The organism is Mesorhizobium sp. WSM1293 (assembly GCF_000513875.1).
Classification (GTDB): Bacteria; Pseudomonadota; Alphaproteobacteria; order Rhizobiales; family Rhizobiaceae; genus Mesorhizobium; species Mesorhizobium ciceri.
Genome location: NZ_AZUV01000019.1, coordinates 51,296 through 72,610, shown reverse-complemented (window position 1 = coordinate 72,610; position 21,315 = coordinate 51,296). Strand labels below are relative to the sequence as shown.

The 21,315-nt window shown below is 63.1% G+C and carries 21 protein-coding genes; 12 read left to right on the top strand and 9 right to left on the bottom strand.

Annotated features, from left to right (window positions below):
* Window positions 1–87: 87 nt before the first annotated feature.
* Together M729_RS0122535 and M729_RS0122530 are read right to left on the bottom strand one after the other, a co-directional pair.
* Window positions 88–1,005, bottom strand: coding sequence for a site-specific tyrosine recombinase XerD (locus M729_RS0122535; protein WP_013529355.1), 918 nt, complete (start codon window positions 1,003–1,005; stop codon window positions 88–90).
* Complete coding sequence (locus tag M729_RS0122530; RefSeq protein WP_013529356.1) at window positions 1,006–1,158, bottom strand: hypothetical protein; 153 nt, start codon at window positions 1,156–1,158, stop codon at window positions 1,006–1,008.
* 210 nt (window positions 1,159–1,368) lie between these two features.
* Between M729_RS0122530 and M729_RS0122525 the strand changes: the two genes are divergently transcribed.
* The 3 genes from M729_RS0122525 to M729_RS0122515 are packed head-to-tail and all read left to right on the top strand — an operon-like array spanning window position 1,369 to window position 4,003.
* On the top strand, window positions 1,369–1,980 hold the full coding sequence (locus tag M729_RS0122525; protein ID WP_013529357.1) for a shikimate kinase: 612 nt from the start codon (window positions 1,369–1,371) through the stop codon (window positions 1,978–1,980).
* Complete coding sequence (gene aroB, locus M729_RS0122520; RefSeq protein ID WP_013529358.1) at window positions 1,977–3,113, top strand: 3-dehydroquinate synthase; 1,137 nt, start codon at window positions 1,977–1,979, stop codon at window positions 3,111–3,113. Before M729_RS0122525 ends, aroB begins: the two co-directional genes overlap by 4 nt.
* Window positions 3,110–4,003, top strand: a complete 894-nt coding sequence (locus tag M729_RS0122515) for an HlyC/CorC family transporter (RefSeq protein WP_013529359.1) — start codon at window positions 3,110–3,112, stop codon at window positions 4,001–4,003. Before aroB ends, M729_RS0122515 begins: the two co-directional genes overlap by 4 nt.
* Before the next feature lie 24 nt (window positions 4,004–4,027).
* On the opposite strand, the gene M729_RS0122510 is transcribed toward M729_RS0122515, so the two are convergent.
* From M729_RS0122510 to M729_RS0122500, 3 genes are read right to left on the bottom strand one after another with little or no spacing between them, the layout of a single operon-like run.
* Window positions 4,028–5,569, bottom strand: coding sequence for a SpoVR family protein (locus M729_RS0122510; protein WP_013529360.1), 1,542 nt, complete (start codon window positions 5,567–5,569; stop codon window positions 4,028–4,030).
* 9 nt (window positions 5,570–5,578) lie between these two features.
* A complete protein-coding gene (locus M729_RS0122505; protein WP_027162927.1) occupies window positions 5,579–6,889 on the bottom strand; it encodes a YeaH/YhbH family protein in 1,311 nt (436 codons plus the stop codon).
* 17 nt (window positions 6,890–6,906) lie between these two features.
* The gene (locus tag M729_RS0122500; protein ID WP_013529362.1) at window positions 6,907–8,856 is read right to left on the bottom strand and encodes a PrkA family serine protein kinase; all 1,950 of its coding nucleotides are present in this window, start codon (window positions 8,854–8,856) and stop codon (window positions 6,907–6,909) included.
* Between the two features lie 242 nt (window positions 8,857–9,098).
* Between M729_RS0122500 and M729_RS0122495 the strand changes: the two genes are divergently transcribed.
* The gene (locus tag M729_RS0122495; RefSeq protein ID WP_027162926.1) at window positions 9,099–9,905 is read left to right on the top strand and encodes an alpha/beta hydrolase; all 807 of its coding nucleotides are present in this window, start codon (window positions 9,099–9,101) and stop codon (window positions 9,903–9,905) included.
* A gap of 98 nt (window positions 9,906–10,003) precedes the next feature.
* Window positions 10,004–11,557: an acetolactate synthase large subunit gene (locus tag M729_RS0122490; RefSeq protein ID WP_027162925.1), complete on the top strand. Its 1,554-nt coding sequence runs from the start codon at window positions 10,004–10,006 to the stop codon at window positions 11,555–11,557.
* A 15-nt stretch (window positions 11,558–11,572) separates the two neighbouring features.
* On the opposite strand, the gene M729_RS0122485 is transcribed toward M729_RS0122490, so the two are convergent.
* Window positions 11,573–11,875 (bottom strand): BolA family transcriptional regulator, encoded by a 303-nt coding sequence (locus M729_RS0122485; protein WP_027162924.1) that lies wholly within the window; start codon window positions 11,873–11,875, stop codon window positions 11,573–11,575.
* Window positions 11,876–12,056: 181 nt separating this feature from the next.
* On the opposite strand from M729_RS0122485, the gene M729_RS0122480 reads away from it, so the two are divergent.
* The 4 genes from M729_RS0122480 (at window position 12,057) to M729_RS0122465 (ending at window position 16,734) form a co-directional block, all read left to right on the top strand.
* Entirely contained in the window at window positions 12,057–12,686 is a 630-nt protein-coding gene (locus tag M729_RS0122480; RefSeq protein ID WP_013529366.1) for a J domain-containing protein, read from the top strand.
* Between the two features lie 123 nt (window positions 12,687–12,809).
* Complete coding sequence (cobS, locus tag M729_RS0122475) at window positions 12,810–13,796, top strand: cobaltochelatase subunit CobS (protein ID WP_013529367.1); 987 nt, start codon at window positions 12,810–12,812, stop codon at window positions 13,794–13,796.
* Between the two features lie 11 nt (window positions 13,797–13,807).
* Window positions 13,808–15,709: a cobaltochelatase subunit CobT gene (cobT, locus tag M729_RS0122470; protein WP_013529369.1), complete on the top strand. Its 1,902-nt coding sequence runs from the start codon at window positions 13,808–13,810 to the stop codon at window positions 15,707–15,709.
* The gene (locus M729_RS0122465; RefSeq protein ID WP_027162923.1) at window positions 15,706–16,734 is read left to right on the top strand and encodes an esterase-like activity of phytase family protein; all 1,029 of its coding nucleotides are present in this window, start codon (window positions 15,706–15,708) and stop codon (window positions 16,732–16,734) included. The genes cobT and M729_RS0122465 overlap by 4 nt, the downstream gene beginning before the upstream one ends.
* A gap of 11 nt (window positions 16,735–16,745) precedes the next feature.
* Here the strand turns inward: M729_RS0122465 and M729_RS0122460 are convergent, their stop codons facing one another.
* The 3 genes from M729_RS0122460 to rpmB all read right to left on the bottom strand — a co-directional run bounded on the left by M729_RS0122460 (window position 16,746) and on the right by rpmB (window position 18,638).
* Window positions 16,746–17,417 carry a hypothetical protein gene (locus tag M729_RS0122460; RefSeq protein WP_027162922.1) on the bottom strand — a complete coding sequence of 224 codons (672 nt, stop codon included), beginning with the start codon at window positions 17,415–17,417 and terminating at the stop codon, window positions 16,746–16,748.
* Window positions 17,418–17,476: 59 nt separating this feature from the next.
* The gene (locus M729_RS0122455) at window positions 17,477–18,157 is read right to left on the bottom strand and encodes a queuosine precursor transporter (RefSeq protein ID WP_024503743.1); all 681 of its coding nucleotides are present in this window, start codon (window positions 18,155–18,157) and stop codon (window positions 17,477–17,479) included.
* A 184-nt stretch (window positions 18,158–18,341) separates the two neighbouring features.
* Window positions 18,342–18,638, bottom strand: coding sequence for a 50S ribosomal protein L28 (gene rpmB, locus M729_RS0122450; RefSeq protein ID WP_013529373.1), 297 nt, complete (start codon window positions 18,636–18,638; stop codon window positions 18,342–18,344).
* Between the two features lie 258 nt (window positions 18,639–18,896).
* Here rpmB and M729_RS0122445 point away from each other — a divergent pair, with 258 nt between their 5' ends.
* From M729_RS0122445 to M729_RS0122435, 3 genes are read left to right on the top strand one after another with little or no spacing between them, the layout of a single operon-like run.
* On the top strand, window positions 18,897–19,685 hold the full coding sequence (locus M729_RS0122445) for a DUF3108 domain-containing protein (RefSeq protein WP_027162921.1): 789 nt from the start codon (window positions 18,897–18,899) through the stop codon (window positions 19,683–19,685).
* 34 nt (window positions 19,686–19,719) lie between these two features.
* Complete coding sequence (locus tag M729_RS0122440; RefSeq protein WP_027162920.1) at window positions 19,720–20,631, top strand: EamA family transporter; 912 nt, start codon at window positions 19,720–19,722, stop codon at window positions 20,629–20,631.
* Window positions 20,628–21,314 carry a lysoplasmalogenase gene (locus tag M729_RS0122435; protein ID WP_027162919.1) on the top strand — a complete coding sequence of 229 codons (687 nt, stop codon included), beginning with the start codon at window positions 20,628–20,630 and terminating at the stop codon, window positions 21,312–21,314. The genes M729_RS0122440 and M729_RS0122435 overlap by 4 nt, the downstream gene beginning before the upstream one ends.
* Window position 21,315: the final 1 nt, after the last annotated feature.

Genomic DNA, 21,315 nt, shown 5'->3' with positions numbered 1-21,315 from the left:
CGATACGTCGGAAGGCAGTGGCTGACGGAACCCTTGAATCCAAGGCTCCGGGCGGTGAAATGTCGTCCTCACATAGCGATATGAGGCCTAGTCGGCAAGCGGATGATGATCGTTGACCAGCCGCACCAGCCGCTCTTCCAGCACATGGGTGTAAATCTGTGTCGTCGATATGTCGGCATGGCCAAGCAATTGCTGCACGGCCCGCAGATCGGCGCCGTTCTGCAGGAGATGGCTGGCGAAAGCATGGCGCAGCACGTGCGGCGAGATCTTCGCCGAGGCAATGCCGGCCCTTGCCGCCAGCCCTTTCAGGTCACGCGCGAAGACCTGGCGCGAGAGATAGCCGCTGTCCGAGGCGGCCGGAAACAGGAACGGACTGTCGGCGAAGGCTGGCACCTTGGCGCGGGCGGCAAGCCAGGTCTTCATCGCCGCGCGTGCCTTGGCGGAGAGCGGCACCATGCGCTCCTTGTCGCCCTTGCCGCGCACCATGAAGAAGCGGTCGTCGCGTTGCGCCACCGTCACCGGCAAGCCGACCAGCTCGGAAACGCGCAGGCCGGTGGCGTAAAGCACCTCGACCAGCGCATGCAGGCGCAGTGATGCCAGGCTGTCCCCATCGCCCGACGAGACATCGCCGGCTTCAATTGCTGCACGGTCGATCAGCCGGCCGGTGTCGGCCTCGCTCATCGTCTTGGGCAGCGGGCGGCCCTTTTTCGGGCTGTCCAGCGTGCCGGTCGGGTCATCGCCGCGCAGGCCTTCGGCGTAGAGGAATTTGAAGAACTGGCGGATCGCCGACAGTTTGCGCGCCTGCGACGTGGCGGCAAAGCCGCGGGCGGCAATGTCGTCGAGATAGGCGCGGATATCGGCGGCGGCGGCACCGGCCAGCCCGCCATCGATCGCGCCGGAAGCGTCCTCGAGGTCGCGGCGGTAGGAGGAAAGCGTGTTTTCGGCCGCGCCCCGCTCGGCGCTCATCATTTCCAGAAAGGCTTCGATGCGGGCCGCGCTGTTCATTCAGCTTTTCTTGGGATTGAGCTTTTCCGGAGGGATGCGCACGCTCATTTCCCCCTTCTTTGGCTCGACGAACATCACCAGTGCGAACATCGTACCATAGGCAATGCCAGCCAGAATCGCCGTTACCACGACAAAGCGAAACAGTGTCGGCATCAATTTTCGCCCGTCTTCTTGTTCTGCGTTTCCAAACCCTGTCCCCTTATGGGACGCCAATCCGGCCAATTCAAGGAAGAAGCTGGGGCCTGTTAGCAACTTCTGATGCAGACCCTGCCGGTCCATATCGGGTTCAAGGCACTTGCCACGCTTGACGCAAACGGGCTTTTCATGTCGATACGCCGGCAAAGAGGGCCTTCGAAACATCCGATGAACGCGCTGCCAGCAAATCCTCCAGACGAGAACCACGCCGCGTTGCTCGGCAGGCTGGGCAGCCGTTCCGTCGTCTTCGTCGGACTGATGGGCGCCGGCAAGACGGCGATCGGCCGCAAGGTGGCGACGATGCTGGCGCTGCCCTTCATAGACAGCGACCAGGAGATCGAAAGCGTCTCGCGCATGACCGTTCCGGAACTGTTCGAGCGCTACGGCGAGACCGAATTCAGGGCGCTGGAGCAGCGCGTCATCCTGCGCGTGCTGGAAAACGGCCCGCAGGTGCTGTCGACCGGCGGCGGCGCCTTCATGAATGCGCAGACTCGCGAGGCGATTGCAGCGCACGGCGTCTCGGTGTGGCTGAAGGCCGAACTCGACCTTCTGATGGATCGCGTCGCCAAGAAACAGAACCGGCCGCTCCTGAAAAGCGCCGACCCGCGCGCCGTGCTGGAGCGGCTGATGGGCGAGCGCTATCCGGTCTACGCGACATCGGACGTCACAGTGCCGACCCGCGACGACCGCAAGGAAGTCATCGCTACCGAGGTGGTGGACGCGCTGTGCCGGCATTTCGGCATTGATCAGGCGGCTGCGACGGGCGAGGTGGAACAGTGAGCATCGAGGCACCCGTTGTCGTCGAAGTAGGCCTTGGCGACCGGACCTACGACATTCTGATCGGCTCGGGGTTGTTGGCCCGCGCGGGTGCCGAGATTGCGCGCCGGCTGCCGGGCACACGCGCCGCGGTCGTCACCGACGCCAATGTCGCTGCAGCGCATCTCGGTGCGCTGAAGGCCAGCCTCGAAACGGGTGGCATCCAGACCGCAGTGATCACCCTGCCGCCTGGCGAGAAGACCAAGAGTTTTGCCCACCTCGAAGAGGTGGTCGACGGTGTGCTGGCTGCGAAACTGGAGCGCGGCGACATCGTCATCGCCTTCGGCGGCGGCGTTATCGGCGACCTTGCCGGCTTTGCCGCCGGCATCGTGCGGCGCGGCATGAATTTCGTGCAGATTCCGACCTCGCTGCTGGCGCAGGTCGATTCCTCGGTCGGCGGCAAGACCGGCATCAACAGCCCACGCGGCAAGAATCTTGTCGGCGTCTTCCATCAGCCGAAACTGGTGTTGGCCGACACAGGGGTGCTCGACACGCTGCCGATCCGGGAATTCCGCGCCGGCTATGCCGAGCTCGCCAAATACGGGCTCATCGACCGGCCGGAATTTTTCGCCTGGCTGGAAAAGAATTGGGTCCAGGTTTTTGCCGGCGGGCCGGAGAGGGCGCAGGCGATTGCCGAAGCCTGCCGCGCCAAGGCCGACGTGGTTGCGCGTGACGAGTTCGAGACCGGCGACCGCGCGCTGCTCAATCTCGGCCACACATTCGGCCACGCGCTGGAAGCCGCCACCCAATATGACGGAAGCCGCCTCGTCCATGGCGAAGGGGTCGCCATCGGCATGGCGCTGGCCTACCGGTTCTCGTCGCGGCTCAATCTGGCCAGCCCCGACGATGCCGCGCGCGTCGAGGCGCATCTGCGCGCCGTCGGCCTGCCCTGGCGAATAGCCGACATCCCGGGCGATCTGCCTGACGCCGAGGCGCTGCTTGCCTTCATCACCCAGGACAAGAAGGTGTCGCGCGGCGCGCTGACCTTCATCCTGACGCGCGGCGTCGGCCAGGCTTTCATTGCCAAGGATGTTCCGGCATCGGAAGTGCTGTCGTTTCTGAGGGAGAACCACCCAAAGGAAAGCGACCGGAGATGAACGAGCCCGGCTGGATCGTTGTCGCCGTCCTTGCCATCCTCATCGTGCTGCTCGTTGCCGTGCGCACGCGCCTGCTTGCCATGTTCGGGTACGAGCTTTCGCGCATCGAGCCGCAGCGCTCCAGCCAGGACGAATTGCGCGGCGCGGTCGACGATTTCCGCCGCGACGGCCAGGTGGTGCGCGAGGATCGCGACCGCGTCGGCGGCCTGTTCGATCTCGCCGAGCTCGAAGTCTCCGACATCATGGTCCACCGCACCAACATGCGCTCGGTCAATGCCGACAATGCGCCGGAAGCGGTGGTGCGCGAGATTTTGCAAAGCCCGCACACCCGCATGCCGCTGTGGAAAGGCTCGCTCGACAACATCGTCGGCGTGCTGCATGCAAAGGATCTGCTGCGCGCCTTGAACGAAGTCGGCAACGATTTCTCCAGGATCGACGTGATGAAGATCGCTTCGAAACCCTGGTTCGTGCCCGACACCACGACCTTGCAGGAACAGCTCAACGCCTTCCTTCGCCGCAAGGCGCATTTCGCCGTCGTCGTCGACGAATATGGCGAGGTCGAAGGGCTGGTGACGCTGGAGGACATTATCGAGGAGATCGTCGGCGAGATCGCCGACGAGCACGATGTCGACATACAGGGCGTCAAGCAGGAGGCCGACGGCTCCGTGGTCGTCGACGGTACGGTGCCGATCCGTGACCTCAACCGGGCTCTCGACTGGAACCTGCCGGATGAGGAGGCAACCACCATTGCCGGCCTCGTCATCCACGAGACGCAATCGATCCCCGAGGAGAAGCAGGCTTTTACGTTCCACGGCAAGCGCTTCATCGTCATGAAACGCGACAAGAACCGGATCGCAAGGCTGAGGATCAGGCCAGCCGGCGACGCCTGATGTGCGCCGGGAGACCGGGTGCCGTCATCCCGCGATCTGGCTCGTCGAGCGTTCGTGGATCGTCGCGCCGGTCTCGGCATCCATGGCCGCCAGGCTGACTTCATAACCCCAAAGCCTGCGGATGTGACGAAGCGTGGCGTCGCGGCTGGCATCCTCGAGAAGGATGCCGTCATTGACCTTGTGCTGCAGCCGCAAATGGCGGTCGCCGAGCAGATCGACATCCACCACCTGAATGTCCGGCCGGTTCGCGCCGAGATCATAACTGTTGGCGAGCGCGGCGCGTATCTTGGCGTAGCCGCGCTCATCGTGGATGGACGCGACCAGGCAATGCGGCTGGTCGGCAGCGTCGCCGAGCACAAAAAACCGCCATTTCCGGATCAAGGCCGGGCTGAGGTACTGGCGGATGAAGGATTCGTCGCGATGCTCGGCCCAGGCGTCCAGCAGGACCTCGCGCCAGTTGCCCTGGCCGGCCATGTCGGGGAACCAATCGCGGTCCTCGGCCGTGGGTTTGGTCGAGATGCGCTGAATGTCCTGCATCATGTCGAGGCCGAGAGCATAGGGGTTGATGCCTGAAAAACGCGGATCGTCGAAGGCCGGCTGGAAGACCACGTTGGAATGATTGCGCAGGATTTCGAGCATGGCGCCTTCGCTGATCTGGCCTCGGTCGAACAGCATGTTCATCAGCGTATAGTGCACGAAAGTGGCACAACCTTCGTTCATCACCTGTGTCTGCCGTTGCGGGTAAAAATATTGCGCGATGACACGAACGATCCTGATGATCTCGCGCTGCCAGGGCTCCAGGACTGGGCTGTTCTTTTCCAGGAAATAGAGCAGGTTTTCCTCGGGCAGATTGAGCGATTTCTTCCACTCTGGGTCCTGGCCCTTGTCGTTGGCCGCTTGCTGCGAGGCCGGCAGCGTACGCCACAAGTCGTTGTAGGAGCGCTCCTCGTATTCGAGACGCTCGCGAATTCCTTCGCGTTGCCGTTCCGACGACAACCTCGGCGGCCGGTGATAGCGAAACACGCCCTGATCCATCAGCGCGTGGGCGGAATCGAGAACAGCCTCGACGGCGGCGAGGCCGTGCCGCTCCTCGCAGCGGACTATGTAGCCCTTGGCGAAGTCCAGGTAGCTGAGGATCGCACCCGCATCCGTCCACTGTTTGAACAGCTGATTGTTCTTGAAGAAATGATTGTGCCCGAGCGCTGCGTGGGCCGTCACCAGGGCCTGCAGGGCCATGGTGTTTTCCTCCATCAGATAGACGATGCAGGGATTGGAATTGATGACCAGTTCATAGGCAAGCCCCCGCCCGCCCTTGCGATAGAGCAGATCCTGGTGGAGGAAATGTTTGCCGAAAGACCAGTGACGGTACATCAATGGCATGCCGATGGACGAATAGGCGTCGAGCATCTGCTGCGACGAGATGATCTCCATCTGAACGGGATAGGTGTCCAGATGAAGCTCTTCGACCGCAAGTGCCTCGATAGCGTCATAGGCCCGCGACAATGTTTTGAAATCCCAGTCGGACCCTGAAAAAAGCAGGCTGGATTTGCTCGCTTGTCTGGCCATCGGGAACCCTCATGCCCTCTTGAGGGCGGCCGGTTGCCTGCCGAAGAGCTGGCGAAAAACCGGATAGATATCGGCGGGTGTGGCGATGCGGCTCATCTGGAAGTTCGGCCATTTCTGGTCGATGGAGTTATAGGCACGCCACAGCGATGTCCCGTTTTCTGTCGAGCCGAAAATATGAGCTTCACGCTCGTCGATGATCTCGACATACGCAAAATACTGGCACAGCCGCATGAGCTCGCCATTGAGCAGCGAAATGCATCGCTCCGAATCGCCGGCGAAATTGTCGCCGTCCGAGGCCTGGGCGGCATAGATGTTCCAGTCATGGGCCGGGTAGCGGCTGGTGATAATACGGTGCATTTCCTCCAGCGCGGTGGAAACGACGGTGCCGCCGCTTTGGGTGTTGTAGAAAAATGATTCCTCGTCGACCTCCTGAGCCAGGTGCGTGTGGCGGATGAAGACAATCTCGATGCGGTCGTAGCGCCGTTTCAAGAACAGGTGCAGCAAAACGAAGAAGCGCTTGGCCAGATCCTTCTCGCGCTCGCCCATGGACCCGGACACGTCCATAAGACAGAACATGACGGCATTGGCGTTCGGCACCGGCCGGGAATCGAAGCGGTTGAAGCGGATGTCGACCGGATCGACATAGGCAATCCGGCGGCGGCGGCGTTCCAGCCGGTCGAGCTCTTCGCGCAATGCCGCAATACGCTGGCGCGCGTCGGCGCTGGATGGCGTCGACTCGAGCGAGGCGATTTCCTCGAGGATCGCATCCAGTTCGACCTGCTTGGGGCGCCTCAGCGCAATGCGGCGGCCGTGGCTGTTGCGCATTGTGCGGCCAACATTGATGTTGGTCGGCGAACCTGTGGCGGCGAAGCCGGCTCTGCGCGGCTTGAAGGCAAGGATCTCCTTGAGGTTGAGCTTGACCATGTCCGGGAGCTCGAGATCCTCGAAGAAAAGATCGAGCACTTCCTCGCGCGACAGCACGAAACGAAAGTCGTCTTCAGATGCCTTGTTTCCCGGCGACGATGCTCCCCCGCCGCCCCCGCCGGGTTTGGGGATCAGGTCTCCAGCGGAGAAATGCCTGTTGCCCGGCAAGATGTGCTGGCGCCTGCCGCTGTCGCGGGCGTTGTTGAAGCTCGGCTCGCTTGTGCCTCTTTCGGGCATGCGCACGGCATGCTCGGAATCCGCGTCGGCGATCCTGCCGGTGCGGATCTGATCGCGTATGCTGCGTTTCAATTCCTCGCGCGCGCGTCGCAGGAAGCGCTGGCGATTGCCGAGGCTTTTGTCTTTCGGGTTCAGGCGGCGGTCGATGAAGATCGGCATGGAACCATCCGGGTTCTCTAACCCGCCCTGTTCACCCGCATGTACCAGTCCACAAGGCGACGCACCTGCCGCTCGGTGTAGCCGCGCTCGACCATCCGCTGCACGAATTCATTGTGCCGCTTTTCCGTGACACTGTCCTGCTTGGAGCCGAAACTGATCACCGGCAGGAGGTCCTCGACCTGGCCGAACATGCGTTTTTCGATGACTTCCCGCAGCTTTTCGTAACTTGTCCACGCCGGGTTGCGGCCATGGTTTCTTGCACGGGCGCGCAGGGTGAATTTCACCACCTCATTGCGGAAGTCCTTGGGATTGGCGATGCCGGCCGGTTTTTCGACCTGTGAAAGCTCGTTGTCCAAAACCTCGCGGTTGAGGATCTGGCCTGTGTCAGGATCCTTGTAGTCCTGGTCCTCGATCCAGGCGTCGGCGTAGGCGATGTAGCGGTCGAAAAGATTCTGGCCGTACTCGCTGTAGGATTCCAGATAGGCTTTCTGGATCTCATGGCCGATGAATTCGGCATACCGCGCGGCCAACTCGGACTTGATGAACTCCAGATAGGCGGCTTCCGTCTCCTTCGGAAACTGTTCGCGCTTGATTGCCTCCTCCAGGATGTACATGAGATGCACGGGGTCGGCGGCCACCTCTTCGGTGTCGTAGTTGAAGGTCTGCGACAGGATCTTGAAGGCAAAGCGCGTGCTGACGCCGGCCATGCCCTCGTCGACGCCGGCGGCGTCCCGATATTCCTGAACCGACTTGGCCTTGGGGTCGACTTCCTTGAGGTTCTCGCCATCATAGGCGCGCATCTTGGTGTAGAGCGGCGAATTGTCGTGCTCGGCCAAGCGGGTCGAGACGGTAAACCGGCTGAGGATGTCCAGCACCTCTGGAGCGCAGGGACTGGCGGCCAATTCGCTCTCCCGCAGCAGTTTCTCGTAGATCTGCCGCTCTTCGGTTATCCGCAGGCAATACGGCACCTTGACGACGAGGATGCGATCGAGGAAAGCCTCATTGTTCTTGTTGTTCTTGAACTGCAGCCATTCCGACTCGTTGGAATGGGCCACGATGATCCCCTGGTAGGGAAAGGCGCCGAAATTTTCGGTGCCGTTGTAGCTGCCTTCCTGGGTGGCCGTCAGCAGCGGATGCAGGACCTTGATAGGCGCCTTGAACATTTCGACGAATTCAAGCAGGCCCTGGGTGGTCCGGTTCAGTCCACCGCTATAGGAATAGGCGTCCGGATCGGACTGGCTGAAGTTTTCCAATTGCCGGATGTCGACCTTGCCGACCAAGGCCGAAACGTCCTGATTGTTCTCGTCGCCGGGCTCGGTCTTGGCGATGCCGATCTGGCGCAGTCGCGACGGCATCAGCTTGACGACGCTGAACTTGGAAATGTCGCCGGAAAGTTCGTCGAGGCGCTTGGCCGCCCATGGCGAAATGAGCCCGTTCAAGCGGCGTCGTGCAATGCCGTATTTATCCTCCAGCAGGTCGCCCATGCGATCGGGATGGAAAAGGCCAAGCGGCGATTCGAAAACCGGGCTGACCTGGTTGCCGACCTTCAGCGTGTAGATCGGACGCTGTTCCATCAACTTCTTCAGCCGCTCGGCAAGGGAGGATTTGCCGCCGCCCACCGGGCCGAGCAAATAGAGGATTTGCTTGCGCTCCTCGAGCCCCTGGGACGCATAGCGAAAATAGCCGGCGATGCGCTCGATTGTATCCTCCATGCCGTAGAAATCGGCGAAGGAGGGGTACACTTTCAGGGTCCGGTTGGAGAAAATGCGGCCGAGCCGCTCATCCTTGCTGGTGTCGACCAGGTTCGGCTCGCCGATCGCCTCGACCATCCGTTCAGGCGCCGAGGCATACATCGACTTGTCCTCGCGGCAGGCAAGGAGATATTGCTGGATGCTGATCTCTTCCTGCGCCGCGTTGGTGTAAATTTCCGAAAAGAGATCGAAGACGTCAGACTGGTTCTCTCGCATGATGCTTTTGCCCTCGGAGCCGCTGTGGCTTCCATTCGGCTCGTCTCGCATTCAACTGCCGGGGGGCACCGTTTGTTCCCTTCATGTGAAGAGGTGGCCGCGATCTTAAGGATTGAGGCTACTCCGCGAGACCAAAGCGCTCGTTGCGGAGCCGTATTCAGCGCGGGTAGCGGGTGTGTTGCGAACCCTTGACTGGACGGCTGGGGCGGCCGCGTGCAGTCTTGCCTTGCCAGGAGACAATGATGATCGATCGACGAAGCCTGATCATGGCCTCCATGGCGGCGATGCTGCCGTTGGAAGCGTCGGCCGCGTGGAAAACACGCCGGCCCACGCCAGAAACCTTCGACTACGGGCCGGCCAAGCTCGACATCTACGCGCCCGATGGTGCAATCGGCCTGCCGGTCGTGTTTTTCGTTCATGGCGGCACCTGGCAGTTTGGCAAACGCAGTCAGGTGGACGCCAAATCGGCCTTCCTGCTCGCCAACGGCTTCTGCTTCGTCTCCATCGATTACCGCATGCTGCCGCAGGCCAATGTCGCCACCCAGGCTGGTGACGTCGAAAAGGCCTATGCCTACATCAGGGCCAACATCGCCCGGCATGGCGGCGATCCCAACCGCATCGTCGGCATGGGCCATTCGGCCGGCTGCCATCTGGTTGCGCTGACCGGCATGCGCGGCGGATTGCCGGGCATAGCCGCGCTCATCCTCGACGACACCAGGGCCTATGATCTTGCAGCACTTGCCAAGAATGGCGGTATGGTCCGGGCCTATGCCCGCGTCTTTTCCGATCCCGCGCAATGGGCGGCACTTTCGCCGGCCAGCTATGTCGACGGCCGCAAGCACCCGCCGACTTTCATCGCCTATTCGCGGGCATCGGGCCGGAGCGAGGACTCCAAGGCCTTTGCCGAGCGCCTGCGCTCGACGGGCACCAAGGTTACGCTGTTCGACGGCAGCGCCTATACGCATATGTCGATCAATCGCGATTTCGGCGAGGAGGGCGACGCGCTGACCGCGGCCGCGCTGGCATTCCTGAAATCGACGGTTGGCTGATCTTTACGGCACTGGATTAGATCAAAAGTAGCGGCAAGACATTGCTGCAGGTGCTCGCGGGTGCAACTGCTCTGCGATCTTGAGCGGGAGGGAATTGCATGAACGGCGCCGATGTCCTGTGTGACGTGCTTCTGGCCAATGATGTGACGGTCTGCTTCGCCAATCCCGGCACCTCCGAAATGCACTTCGTTGCAGCGCTTGACCGCAAGCCGAAAATGCGTTGCGTGCTCGGGCTGTTCGAAGGCGTGGTGACGGGTGCCGCCGATGGCTATGCGCGGATGACCGATCGGCCGGCCGCGACGCTGCTGCATACCGGTCCCGGCCTGGCCAACGGGCTGGCCAACATGCACAATGCCCGGCGTGCCTTCAGCCCGATGATCAACATCGTCGGCGACCACGCCTCTTACCATCTGCCGCTCGATGCCCCACTCACCAGCGATATCGAGAGCCTTGCGGCGCCGATGTCCAACTGGGTCGGCCGCGTCAAGGGTCCGGCCGATGTCGTGCCGGCAGCTGAAGCGGCCTTTCGCGCCTCGCTGACACCACCCGGCGTCGCGACCCTGATCCTGCCGGCGGATGCCGCCTGGGGCGAAGTCGAGGCGGTTTTGCCCGGCAAGGTGACGTTGGCGCCGACGCCGGCCGTCGATATGGACGCGGTACGCAAGATCGCCGCGGCGATCCGTGCCGCTCCGGGCCGGGCCGGCATGACCGTTCGCGGAAAGGCCGCGCGCGCCGATGCGCTCGCCATCGCCGGGCAGATCTCGACGGGCAGCGACGTCCGGCTGTTCGGCGAGGTTCTGATCGCACGGATGCAACGCGGGCGCGGGCGTGTCGCGCCGACCCGCATCCCCTATCCGGTCGATGCGGCGATGGCTGTGCTGAGCGACGTCGATGTTCTGATCCTGGTCGGCGCAAAGGAGCCGGTTGCCTTCTTCGCCTATCCGGGAAAACCGGGACGGCTTGTCCGGGAAGGCTGCGAGGTGCTGACATTGGCCGCCCATGGCGACGATCTGCATGCGGCGCTGGAGGCGCTTCGCGACGAACTTGGCATCAAGCCGTCGCGACACAAGGTGCTGGCGGCCGCTTTTCCCGACGAGGCAACGCCGAACGGCAAGCTGACGGAAGATGCCGTCGCACTTTCGGTGGCGCGCAAACTGCCGGCCGATGCGATCGTCTGCGATGAAGCGGTCACCTCGGCCAGGCGTTTCTTCGCGCTGTCGGCCTTTGCCGCGCCGCACGACTACATGATGGGCACGGGCGGATCGATCGGTGGCGGCATCCCGATGGCGACCGGGGCGGCAATCGCCTGTCCCGACCGCAAGGTGGTCAATCTCGAAGCCGACGGCAGCGGCATGTACACGGTGCAGGGATTGTGGACGCAGGCGCGGGAAAAGCTCGACGTGGTGACGATCGTGTTTTCCAACCGAACCTATGCGATCCTGCATGGCGAGATGAAGAATGTCGGCGTCGGCGCCATCGGCGAGAACGCCAGGCGCATGCTCGACCTCGACCATCCCTCGCTCGACTGGGTATCGCTGGCCAAAGGCATGGGCGTGGAGGCGGCTCGCGCCGATACGTGCGAGCGCTTCGACGCGTTGCTGGACAGTGCGCTGTCACGGCGCGGGCCGTTCCTCATCGAAGCGGTGCTCTGAGCGCGGGGAAGCGACCTACCAGCGGGTCTTTTCGCCGGGAGCCGCAGGTTCGATCGCCAGCGCGTGCACGCCGGCCTTCAGTTCGTCGGCAAGCAGTTCGTTGACGACGCGGTGACGGTCGATGCGGCTCATGCCGGCAAAGGCGGAAGCGACGACGCGGACGCGAAAATGCGTCTCGCCGGTGCCGTCGTAAGTGCCGTGATGGTCGGAGCCGTGATGGTGGTGGCCGGCATGGAGATGGCTCTCGTTGATGATAACCAGCCTGTCCGGCGAAAATGCCTTGTTGAGCTTGTCTTCCATGGTCGCCTGTATGGACATCGCCATCTCCCTTCACCACATATCGTTGGCGTCTCGGCCTGGAAACCGAAAATCGGTTTCGCGAGGGGCCGCCGCCGCGCAACAAAATCCGCCATTCGCCTGCTTTATGCCGCGATTCAGCGGTTAGGGCGATGATCGCGAAAATGTCAATTCTTGTTTCGCATCTGCGAACGCCCCATAAATGGGTAAGATGAAGCCGTACCCCAAATATTTCGAGAAGATTCGCGTCCGCCCCGACAAGGACGCGGAGCTGAAGTCGCACTCGCCGATCTGCCAGTGGGACGGCTGCAAGGAAGCGGGCACCCATCGTGCGCCGGTCGGACGCATGAAGGAGGGTGAGTATTTCCACTTCTGCTTCGATCATGTGCGCGAGTACAACAAGGGCTTCAACTACTTTTCCGGCGTGCCGGACACCGAGGTCGCGCGCTTCCAGAAGGAAGCCATGACCGGGCACCGGCCGACCTGGAAGATGGGCGCCAACGGGGCCTCGACCCGGTCGTCGCCCGATATGGCCCAGATGCGTTCCGGCCGCGCCGGCTATTATAACCGCATGCGCGACCCGTTCGACCTGTTCAAGGGACCCAAGGATCCGCGCGAGGCGCGCGAGCGCAAGGCCAAGCCGCTTGAGGCCAAGGCGCTGGAAACGCTTGGTCTTGATACAAAGGCGACTGGCAAGGAGATCAAGGCGCGCTATAAGGAACTGGTGAAACTGCACCATCCGGATGCGAATGGTGGCGACAGAGGTTCGGAAGACCGGTTCCGCGATGTGCTGCAGGCCTATCGCGTGCTCAAACAGGCGGGCCTGTGCTGAGCGGCCATACGGTTCGTGTCGTTTTCCAACTTTCATAAGGTTGGAAAAGGCTCTAAGACCGCCCCCGGACAAAATCGATTGCCGGCGAAATCAGACGTTTCGCCCGTGGAGACGTTGAGAGATATGAACAAGGTCGATCGTGACATCGCCAACCTGCCCGACACGACGGTGTCGGTGAAGGAGAAATTCGGCTTCGAGTCCAAGATGGTGGTGCCGGCCTATTCGGTGACATCGGAGCATGTGCCGGACATCGATCCGGACTATCTGTTCGACAAGAACACGACGATGGCGATCCTTGCGGGCTTTGCCTACAACCGCCGCGTCATGGTGTCGGGTTATCACGGCACCGGCAAGTCGACCCATATCGAACAGGTCGCCGCCCGCCTCAACTGGCCTTGCGTGCGCGTCAACCTCGACAGCCATGTCAGCCGTATCGATCTCGTCGGCAAGGACGCGATCGTCGTCAAGGACGGTTTGCAGATCACCGAATTCCGCGACGGCATCCTGCCCTGGGCCTACCAGCACAATGTCGCGCTGTGCTTCGACGAGTACGATGCCGGCCGTCCGGATGTGATGTTCGTCATCCAGCGCGTGCTGGAATCGTCGGGCCGGCTGACGCTGCTCGACCAGAGCCGGGTCATTCGCCCGCATCCGGCCTTCCGGCTGTTCTCGACCGCAAACACGGTCGGCCTTGGCGACACCACCGGCCTCTATCACGGCACCCAGCAGATCAACCAGGCGCAGATGGACCGCTGGTCGATCGTCACCACGCTGAACTATTTGCCGCACGACAACGAAGTCGCCATCGTGCTGGCCAAGGCCAAGCACTATCGCGACGGCAAGGGCAAAGACATCGTCAACAAGATGGTGCGCGTCGCCGACATGACGCGCTCGGCCTTCATCAACGGCGATCTGTCGACCGTGATGAGCCCGCGCACCGTGATCACCTGGGCCGAGAATGCCGAGATATTCGGCAATATCGGCATGGCGTTCCGGCTGACCTTCCTCAACAAGTGCGACGAACTGGAGCGCTCGGTGGTGGCCGAGTTCTACCAGCGCGCCTTCGGCGAGGATTTGCCCGAGAGCGCCGCCAACGTGGTGCTGGGGTAAGCACAGTCTCAATGGCGGGGCCGGGCGACAACACGCGCAACAAGTCGAAGACGGGGTCTGAAGCCGACAGCTTCAAGCGTGCCGTCACCGTCTGCATGCGCGCCATTGCCGGCGACAAGGAACTGGAAGTCGGTTTCGCCAAGGACCGGCCGGCGCTCGCCGGCAGCCGTGCGCGCTTGCCCGAATTGCCGAAGAAGGCGTCGAAGACCGATATTGCGATCACCCGCGGCCTCGGCGATTCCATGGCGCTGAAGCGCGCCTGCCACGATGTGCGCATCCACACCAAGCTGGCGCCGGAAGGCAAGGCGGCCCGCGCCATCTATGACGCGGTCGAGCAGGCCCGCGTCGAGGCGATCGGGTCTCGCGCCATGCAGGGCGTCGCCGACAATATCGGTTCGATGCTGGAGGACAAATACGCCAAGGCCAACCTCGTCGACATCAAGGACAAGGCCGACGCGCCGATCGAGGAAGCTCTTGCCCTGATGGTGCGCGAGAAGCTGACCGGCCGTCCGGTCCCGAAAAGCGGCGAGCGGCTGGTCGAGCTCTGGCGCCCCTGGGTCGAGGAGAAGGCCAAGGCCGACCTCGACGGATTGTCGGCCAAGCTCGGCGACCAGCAGGCGTTCGCCCGGGTCGTGCGAGAGATGCTCGCCTCCATGGAGATGGCCGAGGAACTCGGCGACGACCAGGAGACGGAAGATTCCGAGGACAATGACGACAACCAGCCGCAAGGCGAGGAGCAGAGCGAGGAGGGCGGCGAAGAGGATTCCGGCTCCGAGCAGTCGCAGTCCGAGGATGCCGAAGCTTCGGCCGATGACGAGCAGTCGGCCGAGACGGAAGCCTCCGACGCCACCGCCGACGATCTGTCCGACGATGACGACGCCGATGCCGAAACACCCGGCGAAGCGCGCCGCAACGACAATCCCTTCACCAATCTGCCGAAAGAGATCGACTACAAGGTCTTCACCACCGCTTTCGACGAGACGGTCGGCGCCGAGGAGCTGTGCGAAGAAGAAGAGCTCGACCGGCTGCGCGCCTTCCTCGACAAGCAGCTCGCCAACCTGTCCGGCGTCGTCGGGCGGCTGGCCAACCGCCTGCAGCGCCGGCTGATGGCGCAGCAGAACCGCTCCTGGGACTTCGACCTGGAAGAGGGCTATCTCGACCCGGCACGGCTGGTGCGGGTCGTCATCGATCCGATGCAGCCGCTGTCGTTCAAGCAGGAGCGCGACACCAAGTTCCGCGACACGGTGGTGACGCTGGTGCTCGACAATTCCGGCTCGATGCGCGGCCGGCCGATCACGGTCGCCGCCACCTGCGCCGACATATTGGCGCGCACGCTGGAGCGCTGCGGCGTCTCGGTCGAGATCCTCGGCTTCACCACGCGGGCGTGGAAGGGCGGGCAGGCGCGCGAGAAATGGCTGAAGGACGGCAAGCCGCCGAATCCTGGCCGGCTCAACGATCTGCGCCACATCATCTACAAATCGGCCGACCATCCGTGGCGGCGGGCACGGCGCAATCTCGGCCTGATGATGCGCGAAGGCCTGCTCAAGGAAAATATCGACGGCGAGGCGCTGCTGTGGGCGCATAACCGGCTGATCGCCCGGCCCGAGCAGCGCAAGATCCTGATGATGATCTCGGACGGCGCGCCGGTCGACGATTCGACGCTGTCGGTCAATCCGGGCAATTATCTCGAACGCCATCTGCGCGCCGTCATCGAGCTGATCGAGACGCGTTCGCCGGTGGAACTCTTGGCCATCGGCATCGGCCACGATGTCACGCGCTACTACCGCCGCGCCGTCACCATCGTCGATGCCGAGGAGCTGGCTGGCGCCATGACCGAGCAGCTGGCTTCGCTGTTTGCCGAGGAAAGCGCGAAGGATACGCGGCGCGGCGGTGGTATGCGGCGCGCCGGATGATCTCCAGGCGCGGCGGCTTTCAGCAGACGCTTTTCGCCGCCATCGCCCTGCTTTCCGGCTTGGCTTCGGCGGCAGCCGGTTCGCCCGACTCTGGTTCTGTCGAACCGGTCGAAATCTCGGCCCGCCCGATCACCGAATTTCACATTGGCCGTGCCGACAAGCAATTCGGCCCTTTCGAATTCGTCGGCGGGCTGGAGATGACCTCGCCGACACGCGATTTCGGCGCGCTGTCGGCCTTCCGCTTCCTGAAGGCCGGCGGTGACTTCATCGGCGTTGCCGACACCGGCTTCTGGTTCTTCGGCACGGTGGTCCGCGACGCGGAAAAGCGGCCCTCCGGCATCCAGAATTTCCGCATGCAGCAGATGGTCGACGAGACCGGCCGGCCGATCGACAGGAAATGGGAGGTCGATGCGGAAGGCCTCGCGGTCAAGGACGGCATTGCCACCGTCGGCTTCGAGCGCAGCCACCGCGTCGCCCAGTTCAAGATCGACGCCAACGACATGAAGGCGCCGTTCAAGCCGCTGGATTTCGTCGTTCCGGCCCAGGAGCTGCGCCAGAATCGTGGCTTCGAGACCGTCACCCACGCCAATGCCAACGGTCAGCATGAGGGCGGCCTGGTCGTGGTCTCCGAAAAGAGCCTCGACAAGGCCGGCAACATCTATGCCGCCATCATCGAGGGGCCGCACAAGGGCGTCTTTACTGTCAAGCGCAACGGCGATTTCGACATCACCGACGGCGCCTTCCTGCCGGATGGCGATCTGCTGCTTCTGGAGCGCAGTTTCTCGATGGCGAGGGGCGTCAAGATGCGGCTGCGGCGCATCTATGGCGAAAGCGTCGAGAAGGGCGCGGTCGCCGACGGGCCGGTGCTGCTGGAGGCCGACATGGGCTACCAGATCGACAATATGGAAGGGCTCGACGTCTGGACCCGCGACGACGGCGCGCTGATGGTGTCGCTGATCTCCGACGACAACCACTCGATCCTGCAGCGCAACCTCTATCTGGAATTCATCCTGCACCAGGATTGAGCCCGCCGGCTTTACGTCTTGGTGGCGATCCAGATGATATGGCGCGCGCCGCGCTTGCCGTTGGCGCGCGTACTGACCTCTTCGACCCCGAAGCCTGCCTGCTTCAGCCGCCGCGTGAAGCCGATGTCGGGGCCTTGCGACCACACCGCCAGCACGCCGCCCGGCTTGAGGGCGTTGCGTGCGGCTGCGAGGCCCTGCAGGCTGTAGAGCGCGTCGTTGGATTTGTGGACGATGCCTTCCGGGCCGTTGTCGACATCGAGCAGGATGGCGTCCCAGGCCGCGGGCTGCGAGCGTATCAGCTGCCCGACATCGGTCTCCTGGATGGTGACGCGCGGATCGTCGAGACAGCCGCCAAAGATTTCGGCCATCGGACCGCGCGCCCAGGCGACAACGGCCGGCACCAGTTCAGCGATGACGATTCCGGCATCATTGGCCAATTCTGCAAGCGCGGCGCGCAAGGTAAAACCCATGCCAAGCCCACCGATCAGGATTGTTGGCTGGCTATGGCCGGCAATCCGCCCGCAGGACAGTTTTGCCAGCGCTTCCTCGGAACCGCTGAGGCGGCTGTTCATGAGCTCGTTGGTGCCCAGCATGATCGAGAATTCGGTGCCGCGCCGCTTGAGGCGAAGTTCTTGTCCGCCGTCTGGGGTCTTCGCTGAATCGAGCTGGATCCACGGGATCATGATCTTTGTCCGACCATGATCTTTTCCGAAAACTGGGTCCCACTTTTCGGGATCATGGTTTAAGCCGCAACCGCGGGCTGGCTCCAGCGGGCGGCGAGCAGCCGGTAGGGGATGAGTGCGACGACGGCGATGATCAGTTTCACCGAGAGATCACCAAGCGCCCAGGAGATCCAGCGCATCGCCTCGACATGGAAGACGCCCATCAAGGGTGCGTTTTCCAACGCAAAGCCGTCGTTTGGTCCGGCGAAGGCAAAGGCAGCCGAGAAAGCGACGGTGAAGAACACGGCGGTGTCGAACACCGACCCGACCAGCGTGCCGATGATCGGCGCCCGCCACCAGCTCTGCCGGCGCAGCCGGTTGAACACGGTGACGTCGAGCAGTTGCGCGGAAAGGAACGCCGCTCCGGACGCGGCCGCGATACGCACCAGCCGGTCGGCGGCGGTCTCGAATTCGATCAGGCCGTGACGGAACAGGAAGGGCGGGACAAGGATCGAGCAGATCACCGCCGTCATGAAGCCGACAAGGACGATCCGGCGCGCCACAGTGGGTCCGTAGCGGCGGTTGGCGAGGTCTGTGACCAGGAACGAGAAGGGATAGGTGAAGGCCCCCCAAGTCAGAAGGTCGGCCAGCGAGAGGCCCCCGATCTGGCCCTGCATCGGGAATTGCACGAGAATGTTCGATGCCACGACGACAAGCGCCATGGCGGCCACGAAGGGCAAATACCGCGAGAAGGAAGTCATTTTTTTATCCTGGGTAATGGAACCAGCCAAGCATCATGCCCATGCGGGCGATGCTCGCCTTCATATGTGGGCACCGGATTGCCAAAACCTTGCGGCTTCGATCCGATGCCCCAAGGCCAACAAGATGTTGGCCAGAGGCCAACAAGATGTTGGCCAGGGCGGTCGTCCCCCGCCTTTGAACTGTTTAAGCGGCAGCCTGCTCGGCGGTCTTCTTGGCGATCTGCTTCTTCAGCAGACGGGCGCGCTGCGACAATTCCTTGACGTCGGCCTTGGCCAGGAAGGCGTCGAGACCGCCGCGATGTTCGACCGAACGCAGTGCGTTGGCCGAAATGCGCAGGCGCACATTTTGGTTCAGCGCTTCCGAAATCAGCGTCACATTGACGAGGTTCGGCAGGAAGCGACGCTTGGTCTTGTTGTTGGCGTGGCTCACATTGTTGCCGGACATGACTGCCTTGGCAGTGAGTTCGCAGGTGCGGGACATTGTTCTAACCTTCAGTTCTCGGGGTCTGCCAAACACTCAAGCCCACGCCGGGTGGCGCGCGGTTCTGGTCAGGCGGCCTTATGGAAAAAGTTGGCGTTCCATAGTTGCATTTCGCCGAGGCGTCAAGCTCCTGCATTGCCCACGGCGCGCCCGGCATTTTCATATTAAGGCCGGAATTCATCCTATAAGCGGTCTCATAGGGACATGCCAGACCGGAGTTGCCCGCCTCCGGCCGAAAATCAAGGACCCGATCCCGCCATGCTTCGTTCGTCACATGCCTTTGCCGCCATGCTTGCCGCAGCCTTGCCGTCCGCCGCGTCTGCTGCCTCGCCGCAGTCGTTCAAGGGCGAGTATACGGTGTCGTTCCTTGGACTTTCGATAGCGAAATCAACGTTTTCCAGCCGTTATGAGAACGGCGCCTACGCGATCGAAGGCAGCGTCAGCGCGGCAGGGTTGGCAAAACTGTTCGACGACACGCGTGGCACGATCTCGTCCAAAGGCACGATTGCGGGCAAGAGGATGGTGCCGCAGGCATTCCGCGCCGATTACACCTCCGGCAAGAAGGCATCGGTGGTCGACATCCGCTTTGCCAATGGCAGGGTCACCTCGACGCAGGTCGTCCCGGCGCCGGGCAGGCGCGACCCCAAGAGTTGGGTGCCGCTCGGTGCCGGCGACCTGGCATCGGTGCTCGATCCGATGGCTGCCACCGTCATCCATGCCGACAGCCTCGACCAGGTCTGCGGCCGCACGGTAAAGTTCTACGACGGCGAGATGCGCGCCGATCTGACGCTGACCTACGCTTCGAAGGGCACGATCTCGGTGCCGGGCTACAAGGGCGACACGGTTACCTGCCGGATGGGCTTCGAGCCGGTGGCTGGCTATCGCAAGGGCCGCAAGGCGCTCAACTATCTCAAGAGCAAAAGCCGCATGATGGTGACGTTTGCACCGCTCGGCCAAACCGGCGTATATGCGCCGATCCATGCCACGGTGGGCACGCAGATCGGCACCTTGACCATCAGCGCCGGACGTTTCGAAGCGGTACAATAGCCAGGCGCAGAATTGGCGCGCCACTGGAGACAGAATGGGGCGCGCAACACTGATCGGCTTTTCGGCGGTCGCCATGTGGGCGCTGCTCGCACTGCTCACCGATGCGTCGGGCCAGGTGCCGCCGTTCCTCTTGTCGGCGATCACCTTCTCGATCGGCACCGGTGTCGGGCTGGTCGCGCGGCTGTTCATGCCGGCACCCGACAAGAGCCAGAAGATACCGCCGCAGGTGTGGTTGATCGGCATTGCCGGGCTGTTCGGCTACCACTTTTTCTATTTCACCGCGCTGCGCAATGCGCCGGCGGTGGAGGCGAGCCTGATCGCCTATCTATGGCCTTTGCTGATCGTGCTCGGCTCGGCGCTGATGCCGGGCGAAAAACTGGCCTGGAACCATGTCGTCGGCGCGCTGCTCGGCCTTGCCGGCACCGTGCTGATCGTCACCAAGGGCGGGGGCCTCGCCTTCGACGCCCGTTACGCCTTCGGCTATGCGATGGCCGCCGTTTGTGCCGTGCTGTGGTCGTCCTATTCGCTGTTGTCGCGGCGCTTCCCGTCGGTGCCGACCAGCATCGTCACCTGGTTCTGCGCAGCGACCGCGGTGTTGTCGCTCGCCTGCCACCTGGCGCTGGAACAGACGGTTCTGCCTGACGGTCCCGGCCAGTGGCTGGCCGTGCTCGGCCTTGGCCTGATGCCGGTGGGGGCGGCCTTCTATGCCTGGGACATCGGCGTCAAGCGCGGCAACATCCAGGTGCTGGGTGCTGCAAGCTACGCCGCGCCGCTGTTGTCGACGCTGGTGCTGATCGCGGCCGGCGTCGCCGAGCCGTCGCTGCGCATCCTCGCCGCCTGCGTGCTCATCACCGGCGGGGCCGCACTTGCAGCGAAGTCGCTGTTCCTGCGCAAACCGGCGGCTGAGAGCGGAGCCAGGGCATCCCAAAGCGGAGCCGGGGCATGACGATGCCGTTTACCGGCGGCATCGACGCAAATGCCAATGCGACACTGATCTTTTCGCTGGCGGCGGCGGTGATCTACGCCTTTACGCTTGGCATGCCACCAACGCTCGCCCGCTCGGCGGCAAAGACGCTCGCCGTGGCGATGCTTGCCGTGCTGGCCGGGCTGCAGGGCGGCCCGCTGCTGCTGGCCGCCGCGCTCGCCCTCAGCGCCGTTGGCGACGCATTCCTGTCGCGCGACGGTGAAAAGGCCTTCCTCGGCGGGCTGGCCAGTTTTCTTGTCGCCCACATCGTCTATGTCGCGCTGTTCCTGCGCAGCGGTGGCGGGTTGGGGGTGCTTGGCGCCGAGTCGTGGCGCGGAGCGATCGCGCTCGCCATGGCGGTGTTTGCGGCCGTCATGCTGGCGGCGCTGTGGCGGCGCGTCGGTCCCGGCCTGCGTATCCCGATCGCCGTCTATGTCGCTGCGATCCTGGCAATGGGTATCTCGGCGCTGACCACCAGCAACGTCTCCGTGATCGGCGGCGCGCTGTTGTTCATGGCATCCGACGGGCTGCTCGCCACGGAGAAATTCCTGGTGGCCGCCATCTCGCCGCACCGCGCCTGGGTGCGCTTCGCCGTCTGGGCGCTGTACTACGCCGCCCAACTCGCGATCACGCTTGGGTCCCTGCTATATCCGGGCTCTTATTGAG